Annotated in this window: 17 protein-coding genes; 5 read left to right on the top strand and 12 right to left on the bottom strand. The window is 69.1% G+C overall.

The window, feature by feature from the left end:
* From OHA55_RS30595 to OHA55_RS30630, 8 genes are all read right to left on the bottom strand, one after another.
* A partial coding sequence (locus OHA55_RS30595; RefSeq protein ID WP_266712593.1) for a hypothetical protein occupies positions 1 to 371 on the bottom strand: 371 nt, incomplete at its 3' end.
* 27 nt (positions 372 to 398) lie between these two features.
* Positions 399 to 3,284, bottom strand: a complete 2,886-nt coding sequence (locus OHA55_RS30600; protein WP_266712595.1) for a hypothetical protein — start codon at positions 3,282 to 3,284, stop codon at positions 399 to 401.
* 3 nt (positions 3,285 to 3,287) lie between these two features.
* A complete protein-coding gene (locus tag OHA55_RS30605) occupies positions 3,288 to 4,088 on the bottom strand; it encodes a hypothetical protein (protein ID WP_266712597.1) in 801 nt (266 codons plus the stop codon).
* Positions 4,085 to 5,503: a hypothetical protein gene (locus OHA55_RS30610; RefSeq protein ID WP_266712599.1), complete on the bottom strand. Its 1,419-nt coding sequence runs from the start codon at positions 5,501 to 5,503 to the stop codon at positions 4,085 to 4,087. Before OHA55_RS30610 ends, OHA55_RS30605 begins: the two co-directional genes overlap by 4 nt.
* 592 nt (positions 5,504 to 6,095) lie before the next feature.
* Positions 6,096 to 6,293 carry a hypothetical protein gene (locus OHA55_RS30615; protein WP_266712601.1) on the bottom strand — a complete coding sequence of 66 codons (198 nt, stop codon included), beginning with the start codon at positions 6,291 to 6,293 and terminating at the stop codon, positions 6,096 to 6,098.
* A gap of 255 nt (positions 6,294 to 6,548) precedes the next feature.
* Complete coding sequence (locus OHA55_RS30620; protein WP_266712603.1) at positions 6,549 to 7,265, bottom strand: helix-turn-helix domain containing protein; 717 nt, start codon at positions 7,263 to 7,265, stop codon at positions 6,549 to 6,551.
* Positions 7,265 to 9,439 (bottom strand): hypothetical protein, encoded by a 2,175-nt coding sequence (locus tag OHA55_RS30625; RefSeq protein WP_266712605.1) that lies wholly within the window; start codon positions 9,437 to 9,439, stop codon positions 7,265 to 7,267. The genes OHA55_RS30620 and OHA55_RS30625 overlap by 1 nt, the downstream gene beginning before the upstream one ends.
* Positions 9,439 to 10,056 (bottom strand): helix-turn-helix domain-containing protein, encoded by a 618-nt coding sequence (locus OHA55_RS30630; protein WP_266712607.1) that lies wholly within the window; start codon positions 10,054 to 10,056, stop codon positions 9,439 to 9,441. The genes OHA55_RS30625 and OHA55_RS30630 overlap by 1 nt, the downstream gene beginning before the upstream one ends.
* A 203-nt stretch (positions 10,057 to 10,259) precedes the next feature.
* On the opposite strand from OHA55_RS30630, the gene OHA55_RS30635 reads away from it, so the two are divergent.
* Both OHA55_RS30635 and OHA55_RS30640 read left to right on the top strand, forming a co-directional pair.
* Positions 10,260 to 10,550, top strand: a complete 291-nt coding sequence (locus tag OHA55_RS30635) for a transposase (protein ID WP_266712609.1) — start codon at positions 10,260 to 10,262, stop codon at positions 10,548 to 10,550.
* Positions 10,538 to 11,458, top strand: a complete 921-nt coding sequence (locus OHA55_RS30640; RefSeq protein ID WP_266712611.1) for an IS3 family transposase — start codon at positions 10,538 to 10,540, stop codon at positions 11,456 to 11,458. The genes OHA55_RS30635 and OHA55_RS30640 overlap by 13 nt, the downstream gene beginning before the upstream one ends.
* A 551-nt stretch (positions 11,459 to 12,009) precedes the next feature.
* Here OHA55_RS30640 and OHA55_RS30645 read toward each other — a convergent pair.
* A complete protein-coding gene (locus OHA55_RS30645; RefSeq protein WP_266712613.1) occupies positions 12,010 to 12,447 on the bottom strand; it encodes a hypothetical protein in 438 nt (145 codons plus the stop codon).
* A 1,215-nt stretch (positions 12,448 to 13,662) separates the two neighbouring features.
* Between OHA55_RS30645 and OHA55_RS30650 the strand changes: the two genes are divergently transcribed.
* Positions 13,663 to 13,965, top strand: coding sequence for a hypothetical protein (locus OHA55_RS30650; RefSeq protein ID WP_266712615.1), 303 nt, complete (start codon positions 13,663 to 13,665; stop codon positions 13,963 to 13,965).
* Between the two features lie 907 nt (positions 13,966 to 14,872).
* Here the strand turns inward: OHA55_RS30650 and OHA55_RS30655 are convergent.
* Positions 14,873 to 15,655: an oxidoreductase gene (locus tag OHA55_RS30655; protein ID WP_266712617.1), complete on the bottom strand. Its 783-nt coding sequence runs from the start codon at positions 15,653 to 15,655 to the stop codon at positions 14,873 to 14,875.
* Positions 15,656 to 15,732: 77 nt separating this feature from the next.
* Complete coding sequence (locus OHA55_RS30660; protein ID WP_266712619.1) at positions 15,733 to 16,311, bottom strand: TetR/AcrR family transcriptional regulator; 579 nt, start codon at positions 16,309 to 16,311, stop codon at positions 15,733 to 15,735.
* 190 nt (positions 16,312 to 16,501) lie between these two features.
* Here OHA55_RS30660 and OHA55_RS30665 point away from each other — a divergent pair, with 190 nt between their 5' ends.
* Both OHA55_RS30665 and OHA55_RS30670 read left to right on the top strand, forming a co-directional pair.
* On the top strand, positions 16,502 to 16,804 hold the full coding sequence (locus tag OHA55_RS30665) for a hypothetical protein (protein ID WP_266712621.1): 303 nt from the start codon (positions 16,502 to 16,504) through the stop codon (positions 16,802 to 16,804).
* Positions 16,805 to 16,928: 124 nt separating this feature from the next.
* Positions 16,929 to 17,648 (top strand): helix-turn-helix domain-containing protein, encoded by a 720-nt coding sequence (locus OHA55_RS30670; RefSeq protein ID WP_266712623.1) that lies wholly within the window; start codon positions 16,929 to 16,931, stop codon positions 17,646 to 17,648.
* On the opposite strand, the gene OHA55_RS30675 is transcribed toward OHA55_RS30670, so the two are convergent.
* Complete coding sequence (locus OHA55_RS30675; protein WP_266712625.1) at positions 17,626 to 18,747, bottom strand: hypothetical protein; 1,122 nt, start codon at positions 18,745 to 18,747, stop codon at positions 17,626 to 17,628. The two genes, OHA55_RS30670 and OHA55_RS30675, sit on opposite strands and share 23 nt — an antisense overlap.
* Positions 18,748 to 18,800: the final 53 nt, after the last annotated feature.

The raw sequence follows: 18,800 nt of genomic DNA on the forward strand, positions 1-18,800 counted from the left end.
CCTGCAACGTTCCGCGTGGCGATTTCGAGGGCGTCTTGGGCAGCACGCTGCTCGGCCTGGGCTGTTTCCAAAAGCTGGCGTCCCTGCTCGACGGAGGCAGGGCGGCGTGTCTCGGGGAGAACGATCCACACGTTGCGGTCGCGGTCGGCGGGGCTAGCGGTGCGCAGGTCGCTGCGGAGTTGTCCGACGCGTTCGTTCGCAGTGCTGATGGTCGTAGTCAGCCGCTGCTTGTCTCGGTTCGCCCGTGCGATTTCGGCCTGCCGGCTGGCGCGGTCGGCGCCGGCGGGTGTGGTGAGCAGTCGTTCGGCTTCAGCGGTCGCCTCGGGTGGGATTCGTTCAAGGTCGGTGCGGCGTCGGGCGGCTTCGGTCATGGCCCGGTCTGCCTCTGCTCGGAGGTCTTAGCCGACTTCGAGGCTGCGGTAGACGTCGGCTGCGGCTTCGTAGGCCTGTTGGAGGGCCAGCAGACTTTGGCTCGGGACGGTTGGAGCGATGGCGCCACTGGCGGTGACGACCTCGGATGCCGCGACGAGGTGGCGCTCGGCGCGGTCTCGGGCGTTCTCTGCCGCCCGCACGGCCTCTTCGACCTGTGTCAGCTTCTGTTCCCGGGTCTCGGCTGCCTCTCCCACGATACGGCGAGCCGTTTCCATGGCCTGCTCAGCCTCGCCGGCTCGCCGCTGTGCTTCGGCAGCACGCTCCACCTTGGCCGTGAGCCGTTCGAGAGCGCCTGCTGTGTCTGCGGCGGCCCGCTCCTGTGTGCGCAGCTGGGCGAGTTGAGCGGGGTAGACGGCGTCGCGCTCTGCCCAGGTTTCCACGTCTGCGGTTGCTGCCTGCGCCTGCTCTTTCGCTGTGGCGACGGCGGCGTCTGCGGCCAGGAGTTGCTCCGTCAGCTCGGTAAGACGGCCGGATGGGCAGGCTTTGCGCCAGGCACCGAGTTCGGCGGCGACTTCGCGGCTGCGGTGCAACGCCGTGGCGAGTGTCGCGATCTCCTGGCCGCGGCGTTTCATGTCCTCGCGCAGCTCCGCCCGGCGCGCTTCGGCGGCTTCCTCGTCGAACATGGCCGGGTTGGTCTCGAGCACGAAGCGGGCTGAGGTCAGATCAGTTGCGGTGAGCAGCTGCACACCGGTGCCGACGGCAATCGCGGCTGCGGGCAGCAGGTTTGCCGCTGCGATGGCGGTGCGGGCCTGGGGAAGCTGCGTTGCGTCGACGAGCACGATTCCGTCGGCGAGTTCTGGATGTGTCGCGATGAGGGTGATGCGTTCGCTGGCGGAGGCATTTTGTGCCAGGTAGCGCCAGCCTGTGTGGGCGGCGACGCCTGAGTCCCGCAGAACCTCGACGGCGACCTCGACCTCAGGTCTGGCCGGCAGCAGGCCGCCGTCGCCTAGCGCGGTGAGAACACGGTGGTCGCCGTTCTGTACAGCGCGTAGGCCGTCCAGCCGTTCTTCACGTGTGCCGATGTCTTCGGCGAGCTGGCCAGCGAGTGCTTCCGCCGATGCGTCGAGGGTCGCCGTGTCGATACGGTCTACTGCTAGGGCGGCGGCGAGGACTTCATAGGCGGCCAGTCGCGAAGCGCGGGCGGTCAGATCCTGCAACTGTTGTGCTATCGGCTGCTGTTCGCGCTCTTTGTCCAGCAGCGCCCCGGCGGCTTCGCTGGCGCGGATTTGAGCGTCCTTGAGCTTCCGTGCGACCTCTGCGGCCTTGCGTTCTGTAGCAGCGAGCGTGTCTTCGAGGAGGGCTGCTTTCGCGTGGGCTTCCTGGGCCGCGGCGGGCACGTCTGAGCCAGCCGGCATGAGACCGTCGGAGATGGCCTGGGCTACTGCGCGGGCTGTCTCGCTGACTTCGGCCAGGGCTGACTGCTGTGCGCTGCGGGCCTTCTCCTCGTCCCGCAGCGCGGCAGTGCGCTGCTCGTCCGCCTTCTTGGCGGTCAGCTTGCACTCCTCAGCTTCCTGATTGAGCTTTCGTGCCTGCCCATGGTCATGGGCTGCCGCGTTGTGGAGTTTCGCCAGCAGCTGGGCCGCGGCCGCGTCGCGTGCGGCCAGAGCGGGTCGCGCGGTCTCCTCGGCGTCGGCGATCTGGCGCTCGAGCGCGCGTGCGTGAGCAACCGATTGGTCACGGGCTTCGACCATCTCGGACGCCGTCCAGCCAGCCAGTTCGAGCTCGATCGCTGCTTGTGCAAGCTGCGCTGCGTCTTGCTGTTCCTCCGCGGCGGCGAGTTCTAGGGCAAAAATCTGACGGCGGATTTCGTTGACGACGTCGCGCGTTCGGTCGCGGTCGGTTTCGGATGCGCTTGCTTGGGTTACTGCTGCAGCGTGCTCGCCGGTCAGCCGTCTGGCGGCAGTCTGTTCAGCGTTGTGGCGCGCTGCGACTTGGGCGCTGAATGCGTGGATGTCTTGCTCCGTGCGCTGCAGTGTGGCTCGCGTCTGCATCGCCGTGGTGTGCGCTGCGCCGACGGGGTGCAGCGCCGCTACGGTGCCTTCGGCGAAGTCGCGCTCCATCAACATCGCGGATCGGTCGCCGACGGTGGTGGCGTAGCTGTCGAAGTTGTCCGCCACGCTGACGGCGTCGGCGGGGTCCATGACGATCGTGAGGAGCCAGTCGACGAATTCCTTGCTGCTCTTGAATTTGAATGCGCTGGCCGCTTCCCCTTCGTCGGCGTTCATCTGGCGCTGGATGGCGAACAGCTCGGGTTCGATGCGCAGGCTGCGCAGATGGTCGAGCCACTCCCCTTGATGGGATCCGATCCAGGCCAGCTGGGTGGCTGGGTGGTTGCGGTCGATCTCCTCCAGCGCCTCCTGGAAGTGGCCCAGTCGTAGGCGGCGGCCGTCGGCGGTGAAAGGGAGCGTGGACACTTCGACGGCGGCGTTGGGGCGCAGCGACCACCATGCCTCACCCAGCTTGCGGCCGTCGCTGGTGCGCTTGCGTCGCCACTGGTAGGTCTTTCCGGTGACGATGCGTTCGCCGGTTTTGACGTGCATCCACTCCAGTACGACGTGTCCCGCGTCCTCGCCCACGACGAACTTTTCCAGTACTTCGGACGCGCCGCCGAGGGTGTTGCGTTTCCCAGGCAGGATGACAGAGAAGAGCAGTTTGAGCAGGACGCTCTTGCCTCCGCCGTTTTCCAGAAGGAGGAGGCTATAGGGGCTGGGGCGGCGCGGAGGCGCGTCGAACAGCGTCCCCCCGCCGATGGGCTCACCCACATCGGCGAGATTCAAGGTGACGTCGGTGAAACGGGCACCGCGCGGGCCGACGCCGAACATGCGGACGCGGTTGAGTTCGTACACAGTCATCCCCTACAGCTTGGCGATGCCGTCGGGCGACCATTCGACGGCGGTCAGCGTGCCTGTCCCATCAGTGATCTCTGTGATGCCGAGCGCCAGGAGCTCGTCGAACATGATCGCGCCGGCTTCCCGGACTTGTGCCCGGTAGCGCGGCGTCGTTCGGTAGGTGCCGCCTCGCGCGTCGCCGGTGCGTACCAGCAGGCCTTGGTCGGCGAGGAAGGCAAGGGCCTTGCTGACGATGCCGGTCGTCGAGGTATGGAGTTTGCGTCCATCGCCGGTCGCCCCGGTTTGGGCGCGGCGCGTATAGACCCTCCACACCGCCTCCAGGCCCGGTCGGTCGCTGGATGGGTCGGTGTCCGCTCCTTCGGCCGTGGCGGTTTCGGCCAGAGCGGTGGAGGCCTGGCGCACGAAAGCTTCGACTCCCTGTGCGGTGATCCGGCCGAGGTAGGTTTCGTCGGCGAGGTCTGCCGGGCGTGGGAATGCGAGGGTGGCGGCGCCCAGGTGGGCCAGTGCGTGCAGCACCCGCTCGTGTGCTTTCCCATCGCCGCCGGTCCGACGCGCATAGTCGGTCATCCGGATGGCGAAGACGCTTTCCTCAGTGGAAGCGACGACCACGCCCGTCCGCTCGGTGACCTCGAGGATGACCAGGTCCAGTCCTCGGGCAACGGCGGCAGTGACGGTGGCGAACTCGTCGTCGCTCCGAAAGCGCCGCACCAGCCGCCTGTATTCGTCGTCGCGGGAGGGGACGAGTTTGGGCCGTAGGCCGAAACCGACGAGGCGGGAGGCTTCGGCGGCGGTGTCGGCGGCGCTCATGCAGCCCCCCTTTCCCGCCCTGCAGGCATCAGATCTCGGGAGAGGGCTCCCATAACTGCCCCTTCAGGCCCTGCGCCGTCGCCATCGGCGGGAGTGGTCAATCCGGCTCGGGCAACGATGAGATCGGCGCCAGCAAACTCAGGATCACTCAGCACGGCACCGTCGTCCACAGCGAGAAGCACCGAAGACGCGCCGTGCCGGACGGCCGGGCCGATCTCTTGCGCTGCGAGGGCGAGCACCCGCACCACCACGAGCAGCGGCAGCTCAGGATGCAGATCGCGAGCTTCCTCCAGCAGCCCGGACAGACGCCGCGGTGCCTCCACGTCGAGGTCCAGCAGCCACTCCAGGTGCTCGTAGCACTCCTCCGGGAAGCGAGGTACCTCTGCCGCCTCCGACAACTCCGGCTCCTCGATCTCGCTGCCCAGCACCTCGCGGACCGCCGGAGGAGTCACCAGCAGGGTAAAGAGGTCAGCCAAACGCAACGCCGGGCGCACGGCCAGTCCGACGACCCGCGTGAAGTAAGCGGCGAGCACCCCGTCGGCGTCGCACACCGGCAACGCGAGCGCCGGCTGCAGGAGCTGAGCGTGGAGGTCGAGGTCCGCCCGCATGGGCTGCGGTGCGAACGTCTGCCGGTCCTGCTCAGCCCGAAAGCGCCGACCGGCGTTCTGAAGTGCTGCCTGGAGCTGCTCGTGACGTCGCAGGCAATCGCGAACGATCCCCACAAGCGCAGCAGCCTGCTGCTTGCGCACAGGGGTATCGGCGGTGTCACGCGCCTCTGTGATGTTCACCAAGATAGCGTTCTCCGCCCGGCAGCGGGCCTCGATGTGCTCAAGCGCCTCCGCGATGAACGTCGGCATGGCGGTCAGCCAGTCCACCGTACGCACGTCGCGGCTCGTGGCTTCGAGCCGCTGACGCAGCATCTCGCCGTACTGGATCGTCCGGTACCGCGCGGCCTGAGCAGCAGCTTGCGCGTCTGAGAGCCGACCACGCCGAATCAGCGTCTCCAGCCGTACATCCGCGGCGATCTGCGCCGACTCGATGTCAACCTCCAGCGCACCGACAAGAACGTTGACCGCTTCATTCGAAGCACGCAGGTAGATCCCGCCGTCGGCTCCCGGAACCTCCTCGAGAAGGCGGAAGTCGAAATCACGCCGCTCGTACCGCCCGTCGGTACCCGTCATCCCGTAGACCGCGCGGAAGCCTCGATCAGCCGATCCCACGTTGAGGAGGTTCTCAAGCACCCACCCAGCGGCGTGCTCGTGCTCAGTTGCAGAGCGGTCCGGCGCCTGATCAGCGGCGTAGCGGGACAGATCTTCAACGGTCCGCTCCGGAGAAGCGCCGGCGTCGAAATCCATCGCGAGAGTCACCAGATCGATCGCGTGCAGCGCAAGCTCGCTCATCTGGTAGGCAGTCAAGTCAGCCGACTGAACAGATGGCTTACGGGCGTCCAGGTCGTGTAGGGGCGCAGTGCACGCCAACGCTTTGATGCGCTGGGCGAATCCAGTGTCTAAGTTCGCATGTCCTTCAGCCACCCTCCAAACGGTAAGGGGGAGCACTGACAACGCGCCGCGTTTGGCTAAAGCCGACAGTCAAGGTGGCCGAGATCCAAGCAGAACGTCCCTGGTCACCACTACCCTCACCACTCCGGCCGCTAGGCAGCGGCCGGTCTTTCCCTGGCCCGTCGTGGAAGATCGGCGAGGGCGACGTAGATGCCATGCGGGTGCATGCGAGGAAGCTGCGTGCATGTGGGGATGGTCGTGGCGCTCAGACGGCAGGGCTGGCACGACGCACGAAGTGCCCGCCCCCACCTGGCGCGCAGGGCGCCTACTCGAAGCGAACTCGCCTGAGTCGACAGTGCTTTGACATGACACTGCCCGACATCGCCCGCACACCGGACACATATGGTGCCGGTGTATCCCTGCGCAGCAGTGCACCCTGCAGAAGCAGTTCAGCCGTTCGCCGCGCGCAGTACCGGGTGTCATTCTGCGGACCATGACGTGCACGGCATCACTGACTTTGAGCACCGGCGAACTTGACCGGCTCGCCGCGCAGGGCGCTGAAGGGATTCTGGACGGTGAGGGGTACTTCAGATGCGACCTGGCCGCGTATCACCCCTGCCGGCACGTCGCTCTCGTGGATGTCCTCGTTCTTGAAGGGCAGTTGCCCGTCACCACGCACTGGCTCTGGTGGCAGGCGGCCGGCCATGGACTGACTCTCGGACCCTCATGCGAGCGCTGCCCGCTGCCTCTGCATCACCCCGCGGGCTCGGGCTGGACGAATGTCCCGCAGCAAGCAAGAAAGGACTGTGCAAGCATCCGGTGGGCCACCTGGGAGACCACTGGCTCTGACCCGCCGAGCCGCATCCCCTCGTGCACGCAGCCCGCCCGCCTGACGTCATACGTTGCCTGATCGCGAATGACCACTCGGAGACATCCGGCCCACTCTTCTAGGGGTGAGCAGTCAGCGAGGGCGCCAGGTTCGAACTTCGAGGTGCGTGATGTGGGCGTCTTCGTGAATGCGGCCGTTTTCGAGGAGCCAGCTATGGACGGCGCCAGTGACGTCGCCGCCTGCTGCATCGACGCGGCGGGCGAAGTCGGCGGCATCAAAGCCTCCCGTGACAGCGGATCCGTAGGAGCGCTCCTCTGTGTGGTCGGCCCGTTGGACAACGTCGCGGCGGATGCCGGGGGAGTCGGTTCGGCTGCCCGAAGCAAGGGTGTAGCCGGTCTTGGGCATGCGGACGGTGAAGGCGAGGCGGAGGTGTTGGCGGGCAGCTTCGGCGATCAGGGGGCGTAGGCGCGTGGCGCCGGAGGCGATGGCTTGGGCACCGGCCCGGCCGGTACCGGTTCCGGCGGGGGTGATGAGGACGGCTTTGGTCCGAACCCGGGCGCGGGCGCCGGAGCTGGTGGTGCGACGGGTGATGTGAGGGGCTGCGAGGGCGGCGAGTTCAGAAGTGTCGGTGATGCCAGCAGTCTGGACGGCGGCCAAGGCGTGGGTGAGGGCGGGGACGAAGGCGGCTCCTTTGTGGCGTGTGTAGAACTGGGAGACCAGGGAGGGGTCCCGTCCGATGATGCGGGCGATGTCGCGCTTGGTGAAGCCGGCGGCCTGGAACTGGTCGGCGAGTTGGGCAGCCTCGTTCAGTTCCGGATCGGTGGCGGGGCGGCGGGTGCGCGGGGGCATCAGGCCTCCCTGGGTGTGGCGGCTGCCGTCTTCTGGAGGGCGGCTCGGCCGGCGTCGCGAAGGGTGAGGAGTTCATCCTCGGTGGTAGGTGCGGTCAGGGGGCCGGTGAGGTGGCCCTTGTGGAGGTAGTCGCCGGGTTGGCCGTGGTAGGGCCAGGCCTGGGGTTGGGTGAGGTAGACGGCGTCGGTGCGGAAGGCGACGACGCTGCCGGGCGGGGTGTGGAGGGCTCCGGCGTAGGTGTTGTCGTCGCGGTGGCGCTGGGAGAGCAGGGCAGCGCGGGCGCCGGACCAGATCGTGGCGGCCCATTCGGGGTGGGCGTTGGGGTCGCGGGTAAAGCCGGTGGGCCGCTGCCAGGTGATCTGTTCGTCGGTGAAGCCGACGATCTCGGCGTCGGCGGGGACGTCGCGCTCGTGGGTGCGGGGGGTGGTGCCGGTGACCATGCGGGGGCGCTGGGCGAAGGAGCCGATGCCGTAGAGGAGAAGAGAGCGGACGGCGCGGGAGGCGAGGCGGGCGGCCTGGCGCTGTGCGGGGTCGCCGTGGAGGCCGGCCTCGGCGGCGAGGGCGGACCAGGCTTCCTTGAGCTTTTTCGACCAGTCATCGAGCGGTTTGCCGTCGTCCCACAGCAGGCCGTCGAGGATCTCGATGTGCCAGGGCTGGATCGGGTTGGCGAGCGCGGTGTGGATCTCGGGTCCGCCGGCCCAGGTGGTGAAGGTGGTGCAGGGCTTGGCAGGATAGTGCCAGGCACGGTCGCCGGGAGCGGGGGCGGGGAGGATGCCGACGTGGTTCCAGGTGTCGGGGACGGTGACGCGGACGTGCCAGTGGCCGCAGCCGTAGAGGGCCTTGATCTGGTCCTTCTCGCTCCAGGAGGCGAAGGTGGCGGCGGTGATCCGCTTGGGGGTGCCGACGGGTGATTTCCAGGTGTGCTTGGCGTAGGCGAAGGTGCGGTCGTACTCGGCGAGGGCGGGCAGCTTGTCCGGTACCTGGGGCGGGGTGATGAGTTCGGTACGGCCCTGGCCGGCGGTGGCGTGGAGCAGTCCGCGGAGTTCCTCGGACAGGACCGGGTAGCCGTCGGCGTGCTGGCCACGGGCGGGGATGGTGCGGGTCCACAGGTCGCGGCCGGTCTGGGACGGGGAGCCCATCAAGACGGCGTCGCTCCAGTGGGTGCGCAGAGCCTTCCAGAGAAGGACGAACGCGTCGCGGACGATCGCGGGGTCGGCGCCTTCGGGGTCGAACCACTCCCCCACCGAGCGGATCTCGACGTGGTGCTGGCCGTTGTCGCTCTGGTAGCGGCCGACGGGGTTGCGGGGGTGGACGAAGTGCCCGGCCATCTTGTCTTTGCCGCGTCCGGTGTCGGTCCGCCACCCGGTGACGGGGGCGTTCAGCCAGGCGGCGACGGCGTCCTTGAGGAAGGGGTGCTGGTCGGCCTGGTGGTGCCAGGGGTCTCCGGCGGTGATGAAGATCCGCTCGGTGCCTTCCGGGGCGGCGTGGAAGACGGCTTGGAGGATCGTGGCGGCCGCCACGTCGGGCAGGGTCAGGCGCAGGGTCTGGTCACGGTGGACCAGGACCCCGGTGATGGTGTCGAGGAAGACGGTCGAGCGGGCCTGCTGGGTGAAGTTCGGGTGAGTGGAAACTAGGTTCGGGGTGTGGGTGAACCACCGGCCACCCTCGGGGCCTTCAGGGATCGACGGCAGCTCGCGCGCCGGGGCGGCCTCGGGGACGGGCGCTGCTGCAGCGGCGGGTCCGGGTGCAGCAGGGCCGGGATGAGCGGTGGGGGCGATCACGGCCTGGGCAGGCACGTGCGTCTCGGGCGGGCCGGGCTGCTCTGCTGCTACGAGAGGGGCAGGCTGATTGCCAGGCGCCGGTGCAGCGCTCCTGGAGGCGAGAGGCGCGGTGCCGGCAGGTTGGTCGGGCTGCGGTGCCTGTGCGTCGGGTGCGGGAGCTCCGGCGGCGAGGCTCTTGGGGGTGAGGGCTGGGGCGATGTGGACGATGTCGGCAAGGCTCAGGCCGGCCGCAGGAGCGATCCGCTCCGCGTTCGCTTTGTCATGGGCGGCCAGTGCACGGATCTTCTTGTCCCGTGCCGCCTCGAGCTTGGCCAGGGCCGCCTTCGCGTGCTTGATTTCGTCGCGGTCCTTGCGCAGGTCGGCAAGGGCGGCGTTGTAGGCCTTGGCGTCCATCACGGTCCCTCGAAGTCGGCGTTGCGGGTTGATACGTAGGCGATCGGGCCGCCGGAATGAGAGGGCAGGCGGGATCCGAGGAGCAGTTCGGCGGTTTGGCGGTCCGCGGCCACGGATGCGGTGAGGTGGATGGCAGGGCGCACGAGATCGGTGACGTATCCGGCCAGGACAGCGCCGGGGAAGGCGTGACGGCCCCGTCCGTTGCTCTCCCACCGATCCAGACCGGTCAGAACGGCGACCACGAATCCGGAGACGGTGACGGGCAGGACACCGCCCGCCGCAACGCTGGGAGCGTCGCAACGCCACCAGCCCCGCATTGCCCTCTGTATCTCCTCGGTCTGCAAAGTGGCTGAGTACCCGGTCCGCTCGGGGTTCTTGGCGTCCGCCTCACGTGTCTGCCGGTCTGCTTCCACGCGCAGTACGGCGATCTCCGATGCTGTGAGGGCATCCAAGGGAGCGGTACGCCGTGTGCTCAGAGCCTGGACGGCTTCCAGGGGGACCATCACCCGCACCCCCCTGTTGGTCAGTCCGGGAATCAGGCGAGCGTGCACGAGGCGACGGAAGGTGGTGATGGCCATGCCAAGCTCGGCGGCCGCTTGCCCTGTCGTCAGCAGCATCGCACCTCACCTCCCTTGTCAAGTCTACTCAGATATCTGATCCGACATGCACGATATCGAGTGCGCCAAGGAGCGTCAAAGGCTCACGTCCGACCGCGTTTTGGCGGCGTGCGCCTTCACGACAGGGAGGCACCGTCGGAAAGCCGTACTCTGAGTCTCCCCTCATAGCGTGGAGTCCGTGACTGCAGGGGAAGTTGAGAGTCATGGCGGAGAAGCGTCGGGTGTTCACGGCTGAGTTTCGTGAGGGGGCTGTACGGATCGTGACGGAGACCGGGAAGGCGGTCCCTGAGGTCGCGCAGGACTTGGGGATCAACGAGACGACGCTGGCGAGCTGGGTCTCGCGGGCCAAGCGTGCCGGCAACGGCCGGGGTGAGAGTGAGGCCGAGGAGCTCGCCCGGTTGCGGCGGGAGGTCGCACAGTTGAAAAAGGACAACAAGGAGCTCGGTATGGAGCGTGATGTCCTCAAACGCTGCATGGTCCTGTGGGTGAAGTAGCTGCCGCGGACCCGGCCGTCGTGGCCGGGGTGATCAGCGACCAGAGGACCGGGCACAACATTCCGCATACCGTCTCCTGCCGCGCGCTGGGCGTGAGCGAGTCGTGGTTCTACAAGTGGCGGAACCGTAAGCCCACCGGGCGTGAGCTGCGACGACAGCAGCTGACCAAGGAGATCAGAGAGATCTTCAAGGAGTCCGGTGGCACCTACGGATCACCGAAGATCTTCATTCTGCTGGTCCGCAAGGGCTGGCACGTCTCCGTGAACACCGTCGCCAAACTGATGGCCGAACTCGGCCTGGTCGCCCGCGTGGTGAAACACCGCAAGGGCTTGACCAGACAGGGAAAGCGGCCCGCTGCCCCGGATCACGTGAAGCGCGATTTCACGGCTGAGGAGCCCGACCTCGTCTGGGTCGGCGATATGACGGAGATCGTCACCGGTGAGGGCAAGATCTACCTCGCGACGGTCATCGACCTGTTCTCAAGGCGCCTGCTCGGATACGCGACGGGTGCCCACCATGACGCGGACCTGGTGGTGGCCGCGCTGAACATGGCCGGGACCACCCGGGGCGGTGACGTGCGCGGAGTGATCTTCCACAGCGACCGCGGCTCGGAATACACGTCCCGGAAGTTCGGCCGTGCCTGCCGCAGGCTGGGCGTCTTCCGGTCCATGGGGCGCGTGGGATCGTGCTTCGACAACGCGGTGAGCGAGGCGTTCAACAGCGTCCTCAAGGTCGAATACGTCCACCGGCGCACCTTCGCCACCCGGGCCGAGGCCCGGATCAGGATCGCCACCTGGATCACCGACTTCTACAACCCTCGTCGGCTACACAGCGTGTGCGATTTCAAGAGTCCGATCGACTACGAACGCGAATACTGGGCCGACCTCACCGAGGGGCTGGCTGCATAGGAAGGGCTCCACAGTTCGAGGGGATTGACACTCGGACAATCCCCCGGCGTACCATGCGGCGCGGAGCCTCATGAGCCGAAGGACTTCACCGCGCTTCGCCTGCTTGGTCGTCCGCGGGCTGGCCAGGCTCGGGCCCACCGCGTCGTCGTTCTGCGGAGCGGCGGCTCAGCGCAGTCCTGGCGGATCGGCTTCGCTTCTCTTGACCGTCCTGGTCATGTCTCGCATGGACATGGTCAGCCCTGCGCTGGAACGTCTATTGGTCCTGGTTGCACCGAGCATCTCGCCGCTCGCACGGCCGGCCCTTCTTAGGAAGTACCGCCAGTCTGTCCAGTAGCCAGGTCACGTAACGCCACCACGCAGATGTCACCAGTCGCCACCAGAGAATTCCGGGCACAGCAGATCAGCGCGCCCAGATACGAAAACCGGCGCTGGCACAGTAACGGCTTCAGTCTGATGGCACCTCAGCGGTACTTCACAACTCCGGGCGTACCGCTAATTCGCTTGTTCTGAGTTCTCAAATTTCCGATTTTGATTGCCGGTTTTGCGGTGTGTCAGTGGCGCCAGCGGTTGAATAGGTACCACTGGATCTGTCCTGGGAGTTGATGGCGCCAGAGCCACCAGGGCAGGTTCCGGCGTGGGACGAAGTCCCAGAGATCGTCGTCGGCCTCGTTGCCACGTGGCTGGGTGCGCAGCAGGGCGAGGCATTCCTGGTCGGTGGTGCGGTGCAGTCGCGCGACGTGTGCGAGCGCCACTGTGCCTTGGTGCTGCCGTGTGGGGTCGGTGGCGCGGAGCGCTTGGGCGACGCGGGGCAGGATGGTGCGGGGGTCGGGGTGGTGCAGGGCGAGCCCGATGACGGCGATGCCGACGTGGCGTTCACCGCGTTCGAAGGCTGCGTCGACGATGGCCGGGTCGTGGACCCCGATCAGTCCGGTGCCATGTTCCCAGTCGAGATCGGTGGGCTGGGTCTCCGGCGTCTCCTCGTATGCCATGGCCGAACGTTAGTGCGGGCGGTGTGGTTCCGTTCCGGCGCCCGCCAGAAGCAGTAGCACAGGACGACGTTGTGCGCGCGCGGATGACGGGGCGTCTGATGCGTCATGTGCTGCCACGCCAGCACCAGGCGTGGGGGTTGAGGGGGGTTCGTCCAGGTCAGCACCCATGGCAGCACCTGCGGCAGGTGGCCGGACGGCCTGACCGCCTCTGCCCGGCGCGCTCCGCGACGGGCCGGGAGAGAGGCCGGCGCAGCGGCGTATGTCTTCCCCGACTCCCCGTCACCCGTCCCGCCCACCACTCCATCCAGCAGCCAGGCCCGGGGAACGAGGGGAAGTCCGAGGTGCTCACCACGCCGTATCCGGTGTCTGAGCTGCGGTGGGGCGTGGTGAGCGGGGCGAGGGGGCGCAACGGATGTTGCTACCCATGCCGCTACCCATGCCGCTACGGATGTCGCACCCCATGGTGAAACCGATGGTGCTGCCTCCTGGTGGCCGCCAGGTCGAGAGCGAGCACGGCGGCCGGGGCGCCGGGGCGCCCCGGCAGGTCGCACCTCTCGTCGCGCTCTTGGTCGCGCTCCTGGTCGCGCCTCACGTCGCGCCTCTGGTCGCACCGGCGGGGCAGCCGCGGGACTGGTCAACACCAGGTCAGGCCGCGTTTTCCGGGGTGTGGTGGACGCCGACTTCTTCCCTGGGGGCTCTGGCGGGGAGCGGGCCGTTTATGGTGCGCCTGTCGTCGTCCGGGCCGGTCCCGGGCCGAACTTGAGGGGTGGGGCCATGGACAAGACCTGGTTCGAGAGCGTGTTCCGCAGGAGACCGCATCCGGTGCTGCGTCTGCTGGGCAACCTGGTGCTCTGTGCGATGCAGGTCGCCTGGGTGATCTGGGCTCGTCTCGTTCCACAGTGCGTGGCGGTGGCTCGTTGTCCCGATCGGGCTCATGGTGCTGCTCAGCTACAGCCGGGGCGTGGTCCTGGCGGTCCGGGACCTCCGGAAGCGCGACGGCTCCCCCGTACCGGGCTGAAGCACCGCCCGGCGGCCTGTACGGGCCGCCGGGTGGTGTTTGTCACTGGATTGCGGGGGATTGATCCGGCTGTGAGTGACACATGCGTGTGGTGCGGGCGCCCGCTCCCGGCTGGAGGTGGCCGCCGCCGGTACTGTGCCCGGCCGCGGTCGTGCCGGCAAGCGGCCTACCGGGACCGGACGCGGGCCGCCGCCGCGATGCGGGCCCGGATCGCGCTGCTCCAGATCAACGGGGAGCTCCGCACCCGGTGCGAGGCCCTGGAACAGGTACTCGCCGACGCGGTCGAGCACCGGCACGCGGCGGCCGGGGTCCACAGCACCGCCGCGGCCGATACCGCCGCCCTGGCACGGGAGCTGGTCCGCGTCGCGGTCCTCGCGGACCGGGCGGCCGGCGCGACCTGGCAGGAGATCGGCCGCCCCCACGGACTGACCGCCGACGCCGCACGCGCCCGCTGGGGACACCTCCGCCTCCTCTGGCCCCCCGAACGCCCCACCCCGTGACCACGCCGCACTGCGCTCGCAGACCGCCGACGACGTGGGGTGGTGAGTCCGCCGGCCCGCCCTCTGGGTGCCGGGCCGGCCGTTCCGGGCACCGCCACCCGGCACCGCCCAGCCACCGCCCCGGCACCGCCACCCGGCCCGTGGTGACCTCCCACCCGCCACCCGGGGTGCCGGTGGCCGGGCGGTGGCGGGTGGCGGTCCTGAGCTGCACACACGCCGAAAAACCCGGTCATGGTGAGTTCTGGGCCGAACCCGGGTTCGCGGGGCGCTCCGCGCGCATCCGTCCAGACATCCGCTGGGCATCCGCTGGCATCCGTCCAGCAACCGCTGGGATCCGTCCGCCAGACAGATCCCGGACGGATGCCAGCGGATCGTCAGCGGACGCCCAGCGGACCGGTCACCGGTCTTGTGCTGGTGCCGCAGGTGCTGCCGCAGCACCTGCCGCAGGGCCTGCCGCAGCGCCAGTGCATCAGGCCGTGACCTGGGCCGACCCGCTGCTGCCCCCGTACCTGATCCAGCTGCGGCAGGGGGCGCGGCACCCCTGTGGGCCCGTACCGCGTCCGGCCGTTCGCCCCGTGTGCACACGTGCACCCGTGCACGCGTGCACGCCGAACGCGCGCGAGTGACTCCCGCCCCGGAGGGGCTGTACGGCGATCTGACGGCCCAACGGCCGCGCCCCGGACCTGGGGGAGGCCCGGGGCGGCTGACGATCGCTCAGGGGGTCACGCATGTAGGATCTCGCGCCCCGTGGCATAGAGCAGCCGAATGACCTGCGGATTTTCCATCTGCCTCACGGCTTGGCCGGAGGCTTCCGTCTCACGGTCATGTCATTTTCTATGGCTGCGGAACGGGCGCTTCTCGTCCCGCAGCCAATAGGAATCAGCCCCGCCCCGCGGGACTCTTTGGTTCAGAGCGTCTTGACGGTGCCACCGTCGATGACGTAGTCGGCGCCGGTGATGTTGCCTGCGACGTCGGAGAGAAGGAACGTGATCAGGGCCGCCACTTCTTCGGGTTCAGTGATGCGGCCGGTGGTGATGTTGAAGGCTTCCGGGATGTGCTGGAGGAATGCGGCGTGTTCCGCCCCTGCTCCGGCCGCCACCTTGCCACCGAATCCTTCGGGGTCCTCCCATATGGCCGTGCGGACCACTCCGGGTGAGACGGTGTTCACGCGCACGCCCTGGGGCCCGAACTCCTCGGACAGAGACTTGCCGAGGGCGGCGAGGGCCGCCTTGGCCGCGCTGTAGGCGACCGGGCCAGCGGCGGGCAGACGGGAGTTGATGGACGCGACGTTGACGATCGCCCCCCGGCGCTCGATCAGGCTCGGCAGGGCCGCTCGGGCGGCACGGACGGCACTGAGCAGGTTGAGGTCGATAACGCGGGTCCACCGGGAGTCGTCGGTGTCGAGGAAACCCACGGGCTCCACGTCGTCCCCGGCTCCGACGTTGTTCACCAGCAGGTCGATGCCGCCCAGTTCGACCAGGGCGCTGTCCATGAGCGTGGCGACGCCTTCGGCGGTGCTCAGGTCGGCAGACACCGTGTGCGCGCCGGTTTCCTTCAGCTCGGGCGTGATGGTGCGGGCAGCGCCGACGACGCGGACGCCTTCGGCCGTGAGCGTCCGGACGGTGGCGAGTCCGATGCCGCGGCTGGCACCGGTGACGACGGCTGTCTTGGCGGTGAGGTTGAGGTGCACGACACTCCAATTTTTTGAACTGTAAGTACAAAATGCGGGCAGCAGTCACCCGGCAGACCGAGCGCTGCTGGTTCGGCTTAGAGGGAGTCGACCGTCGCGTCGATCACCCGGACGAGACGATCAGGGGTTTCGGCAACACGCGCCATGAGCCGCAGGCCAACCACCGTGTTCAGCAGCAGGCTCCCCCAGGCTGTGGGATCACGTTCCGGTGCAATCTCTCCGGAACGTTGCCCTTCCTCGATCAACGCGCGGAAGGCGTCCTCGGTCCGGGCGAACATGCGCTGGACGAGTTCGGTTGCCACCTGGTCCGTGCCCGCGAGTTCTGCCGCGGCATTCACGGCCATGCAACCCCGGCGGTCCGGGTCGGCAAGGTCCATCTCGGCAAGGGACTTCAGCGTCCTGCGCAGGCGCACCTTGACCGGGCCGGGTTCCTCGACCATCTCGATGAGGGCGACGGCCTGGCTGTCGCGGTAGCGGCGAAGCGCCATCTCGAACAGGGCATGTTTGCTGCCGAAGGTGTTGTAGAGACTGCCCTTGCCGATGCCGATCGCGTCAACGAGGTCCTGCGGCGTGGTCGCGGCATAGCCCTTCCGCCAGAACACGTTCATCGCATGCTCGACGGCAGCATCCGGATCGAACTGCTTGGGCCTTCCCATGATCAGAACACTAACACTTTTCTTGACCCCGAAGTCAAGAACCAGAGTTCCGTAGCTGCTGCACTGCGGAGGCAACCCGTGCGCCGAACCGCGTTGCCCGCATGCTGCGACCGCGTTCACCGGCCCATGATGGCGAAGATCTGCACTTGCCCGCTGGGGCGATGTCACAGCCATGTTGGAGGATCGGGCCATGCTGATGGCAACTGATGAGGCGGGGTGGGTGGTGAAGACCACGAAGCCGGCGATAGGCCGGATGGTGGCCAACCTCCAGCGCGGAAACGCGCATCTGGTCCTGGAACGCGTCGAGGAGGGCATGGAGGGCAGCTGGTATGTCCAGGTGCGGCTGCGCGACGACAACACGTACCAACTCGAATTCCAGGACGGAACGGTGGGGTCGCCTACCCGGACAAGGTCCGTACGGTCGAACGGCGTCTGTGGAGTCTGTAGCGGGCGGTACGGTGGGCGGGCAGAAAAGGGGTCCGAGGCGATTTGAGCGCCTCGGGCCCCTCTGTGTGGTGCCGGTGCTCCTGGTGGGCAACTGCGCCAGGAACCGCCTTCAAGCCTCAGATGGTGCCCGCATGCCCAGACGATCGCTTCCCTCAGGGGAGGATGGGCTCATGAGCACGCGTCCCCTGCTGAACCAGCGCGAGGCCGCCACGGCGTGCGGCGTCTCGCGCACGACGATCCGCCGGCGCCGTGAGGCGGGCGATCTGCCCGGCGCGGTCCAGGACCCGCAGCGCGGGTGGCTGATCCCCGTCGAGGACCTCCTGGCGGCCGGGTTCCGGCTGAACGCCCCCGCCGGACCCGACGAGGTGACCGCGGTGACCCCGGCCGGGCCGGACCAGGTCGTCGTCGCGGACCAGGAGGACGTGGCCGGGCTCCGCGCCGAACTCGACCGCGCCCGCCACGAGCACGCCCTGGCCCTCGCCACCGCCGAACACGGACGCCAGCTCGCCGAGGCCGAGGCGCAGCTGTTGCGTGATCAGCTGGAGGCGCGGGCGGAGCACATCGCGGATCTTCAGCAGGCGTTGCGGGCGTTGGCGCCGGGGCCGGAGCGGGCGGTTCTCCAGCCGTCCGCGTCCGTTCCCGGGCAGGCGCCCCCGCCCGGGCGTCTGCTGCGGGGGCGGCCGCCGTGGCGGAGGCCGAGGGTGGCGGGGTGGAGGGCGGCGCCGGTGGTGGCGGCGGGCCGTCGCGCATCCGGAGTCACTGGTCGTGGAGGGGTGGCGTCACGGGTGACGCCACCCCTCTGCTGTTCGGTGCGAGGCAGGGACTCCGCCGGGCGGGGTAAGGGCACCGGCCGTCACGCGGGCCGGTTTACGGTTGTGCGCTGGTTGTAGAGGCGCCGCACTGGGACGCGCGGCGGTGCCCCGGTGCGCGTCCCGGGTCACCGGGTGCGGGAGGGGCGGCGGGCGGGGGCGGTGGGGCGGTGGGGCGGCGGTGGGCGGGGACGGTGGGTTCGGCGGGGGCGGGCCCGGTGCCGGGGGCGGTGTTGGTGGTGGTGGTGGAGCGGGCGCGGGCGGCGGCCGGGGAGACGCGGGGGCGATCGGGGACCGGGGTGCCGGGCGGAGCGGTCAGGGTGTGGAGGGTAGCGGCGACCAGGCGCTCGGCGAGCTGGGCCGGCGGGCCCGGGCGGCCGAGCACGTCCTTGAGCCCGCCGAGGCGCAGGCGCAGGTCCGGCTCGCCGTCGGGGCCGTCCACGAGGGTCTTCATGCGCAGGGCCAGCAGGGGCCAGGGGCGGGCGCTGACGAGCAGGCTCGTCTCCTTCCCCGGGCCGAGGACGTCCTGGAGGACCGTCACGAGGCGGTTGTTCTCGGCGGGCCGGACGTCCAGCTGGTTCAGGGCCTTCGCCCGGTCGGCGAGGTCCAGGTCGTGAGGGACCGTCAGGCCTGCGGTCAGCGGGCCCCACATCAAGCGCGCGTCCCTGCTCGCCCCCGACGCCGCCACCCCGGTGGGCACGGCGGCGGGCACGACGGGCGCAGCAGGCGCGGCGACGGGCACGGCGGTGGGCGCGGCGGGCGCCGGTGCCGTACGGGCGGCGGGGACCGGTCCGGGGGCCGTGCGGGCGGCGGGGGCCGTGCGGGCGGTGGCGGGGGGCGGGGTGGTGAGGAGGGTGGCCAGGGTGCGGTCGATGCCTTCGCCCTGGGCGTGCGCGGCGTTCAGGACGCGGGTGACGTCGACGCCCTGGGCGTCGAGACGGGCCAGGGCGGCGGCCATGTCGGGCCAGGCCGGGGAGGAGAGGATCGCGTCGCGTACGACGCCCTCGGGGACCGTGGCGCGCAGCAGGTCGGCCCACCGGTCGCTGCCCTCCGCGCGGATCCGGGCCGTGTTCGCGGTGACGGCCCGGTGCACGGAGTGGGCGACGGTGCCGAGCTGGGGCAGGAGCACGGTCAGGTCGACGCCGGCGTGCTGGAGGGTGGCGGGCCAAACGAGCCGCACGGCCCCAACGCCTCCAAAGTCGGCCGTCTGGCCACATCACCGTTCGCACCCTC

The sequence above is a fragment of the Streptomyces sp. NBC_00102 genome (genome assembly GCF_026343115.1).
Taxonomy (GTDB): Bacteria; Actinomycetota; Actinomycetes; order Streptomycetales; family Streptomycetaceae; genus Streptomyces.

Bases quoted from the DNA above. Each gene is read 5' to 3' on its own strand.
- OHA55_RS30600 (WP_266712595.1), bottom strand. From the start codon at position 3,284: ATGACTGTGTACGAACTCAACCGCGTCCGCATGTTCGGCGTCGGCCCG.
- OHA55_RS30605 (WP_266712597.1), bottom strand. From the start codon at position 4,088: ATGAGCGCCGCCGACACCGCCGCCGAAGCCTCCCGCCTCGTCGGTTTC.
- OHA55_RS30615 (WP_266712601.1), bottom strand. From the start codon at position 6,293: ATGGCCGGCCGCCTGCCACCAGAGCCAGTGCGTGGTGACGGGCAACTG.
- OHA55_RS30620 (WP_266712603.1), bottom strand. From the start codon at position 7,265: ATGCCCCCGCGCACCCGCCGCCCCGCCACCGATCCGGAACTGAACGAG.
- OHA55_RS30625 (WP_266712605.1), bottom strand. From the start codon at position 9,439: ATGGACGCCAAGGCCTACAACGCCGCCCTTGCCGACCTGCGCAAGGAC.
- OHA55_RS30630 (WP_266712607.1), bottom strand. From the start codon at position 10,056: ATGCTGCTGACGACAGGGCAAGCGGCCGCCGAGCTTGGCATGGCCATC.
- OHA55_RS30635 (WP_266712609.1), top strand. From the start codon at position 10,260: ATGGCGGAGAAGCGTCGGGTGTTCACGGCTGAGTTTCGTGAGGGGGCT.
- OHA55_RS30645 (WP_266712613.1), bottom strand. From the start codon at position 12,447: ATGGCATACGAGGAGACGCCGGAGACCCAGCCCACCGATCTCGACTGG.
- OHA55_RS30650 (WP_266712615.1), top strand. From the start codon at position 13,663: ATGCGGGCCCGGATCGCGCTGCTCCAGATCAACGGGGAGCTCCGCACC.
- OHA55_RS30660 (WP_266712619.1), bottom strand. From the start codon at position 16,311: ATGGGAAGGCCCAAGCAGTTCGATCCGGATGCTGCCGTCGAGCATGCG.
- OHA55_RS30665 (WP_266712621.1), top strand. From the start codon at position 16,502: ATGCTGATGGCAACTGATGAGGCGGGGTGGGTGGTGAAGACCACGAAG.
- OHA55_RS30670 (WP_266712623.1), top strand. From the start codon at position 16,929: ATGAGCACGCGTCCCCTGCTGAACCAGCGCGAGGCCGCCACGGCGTGC.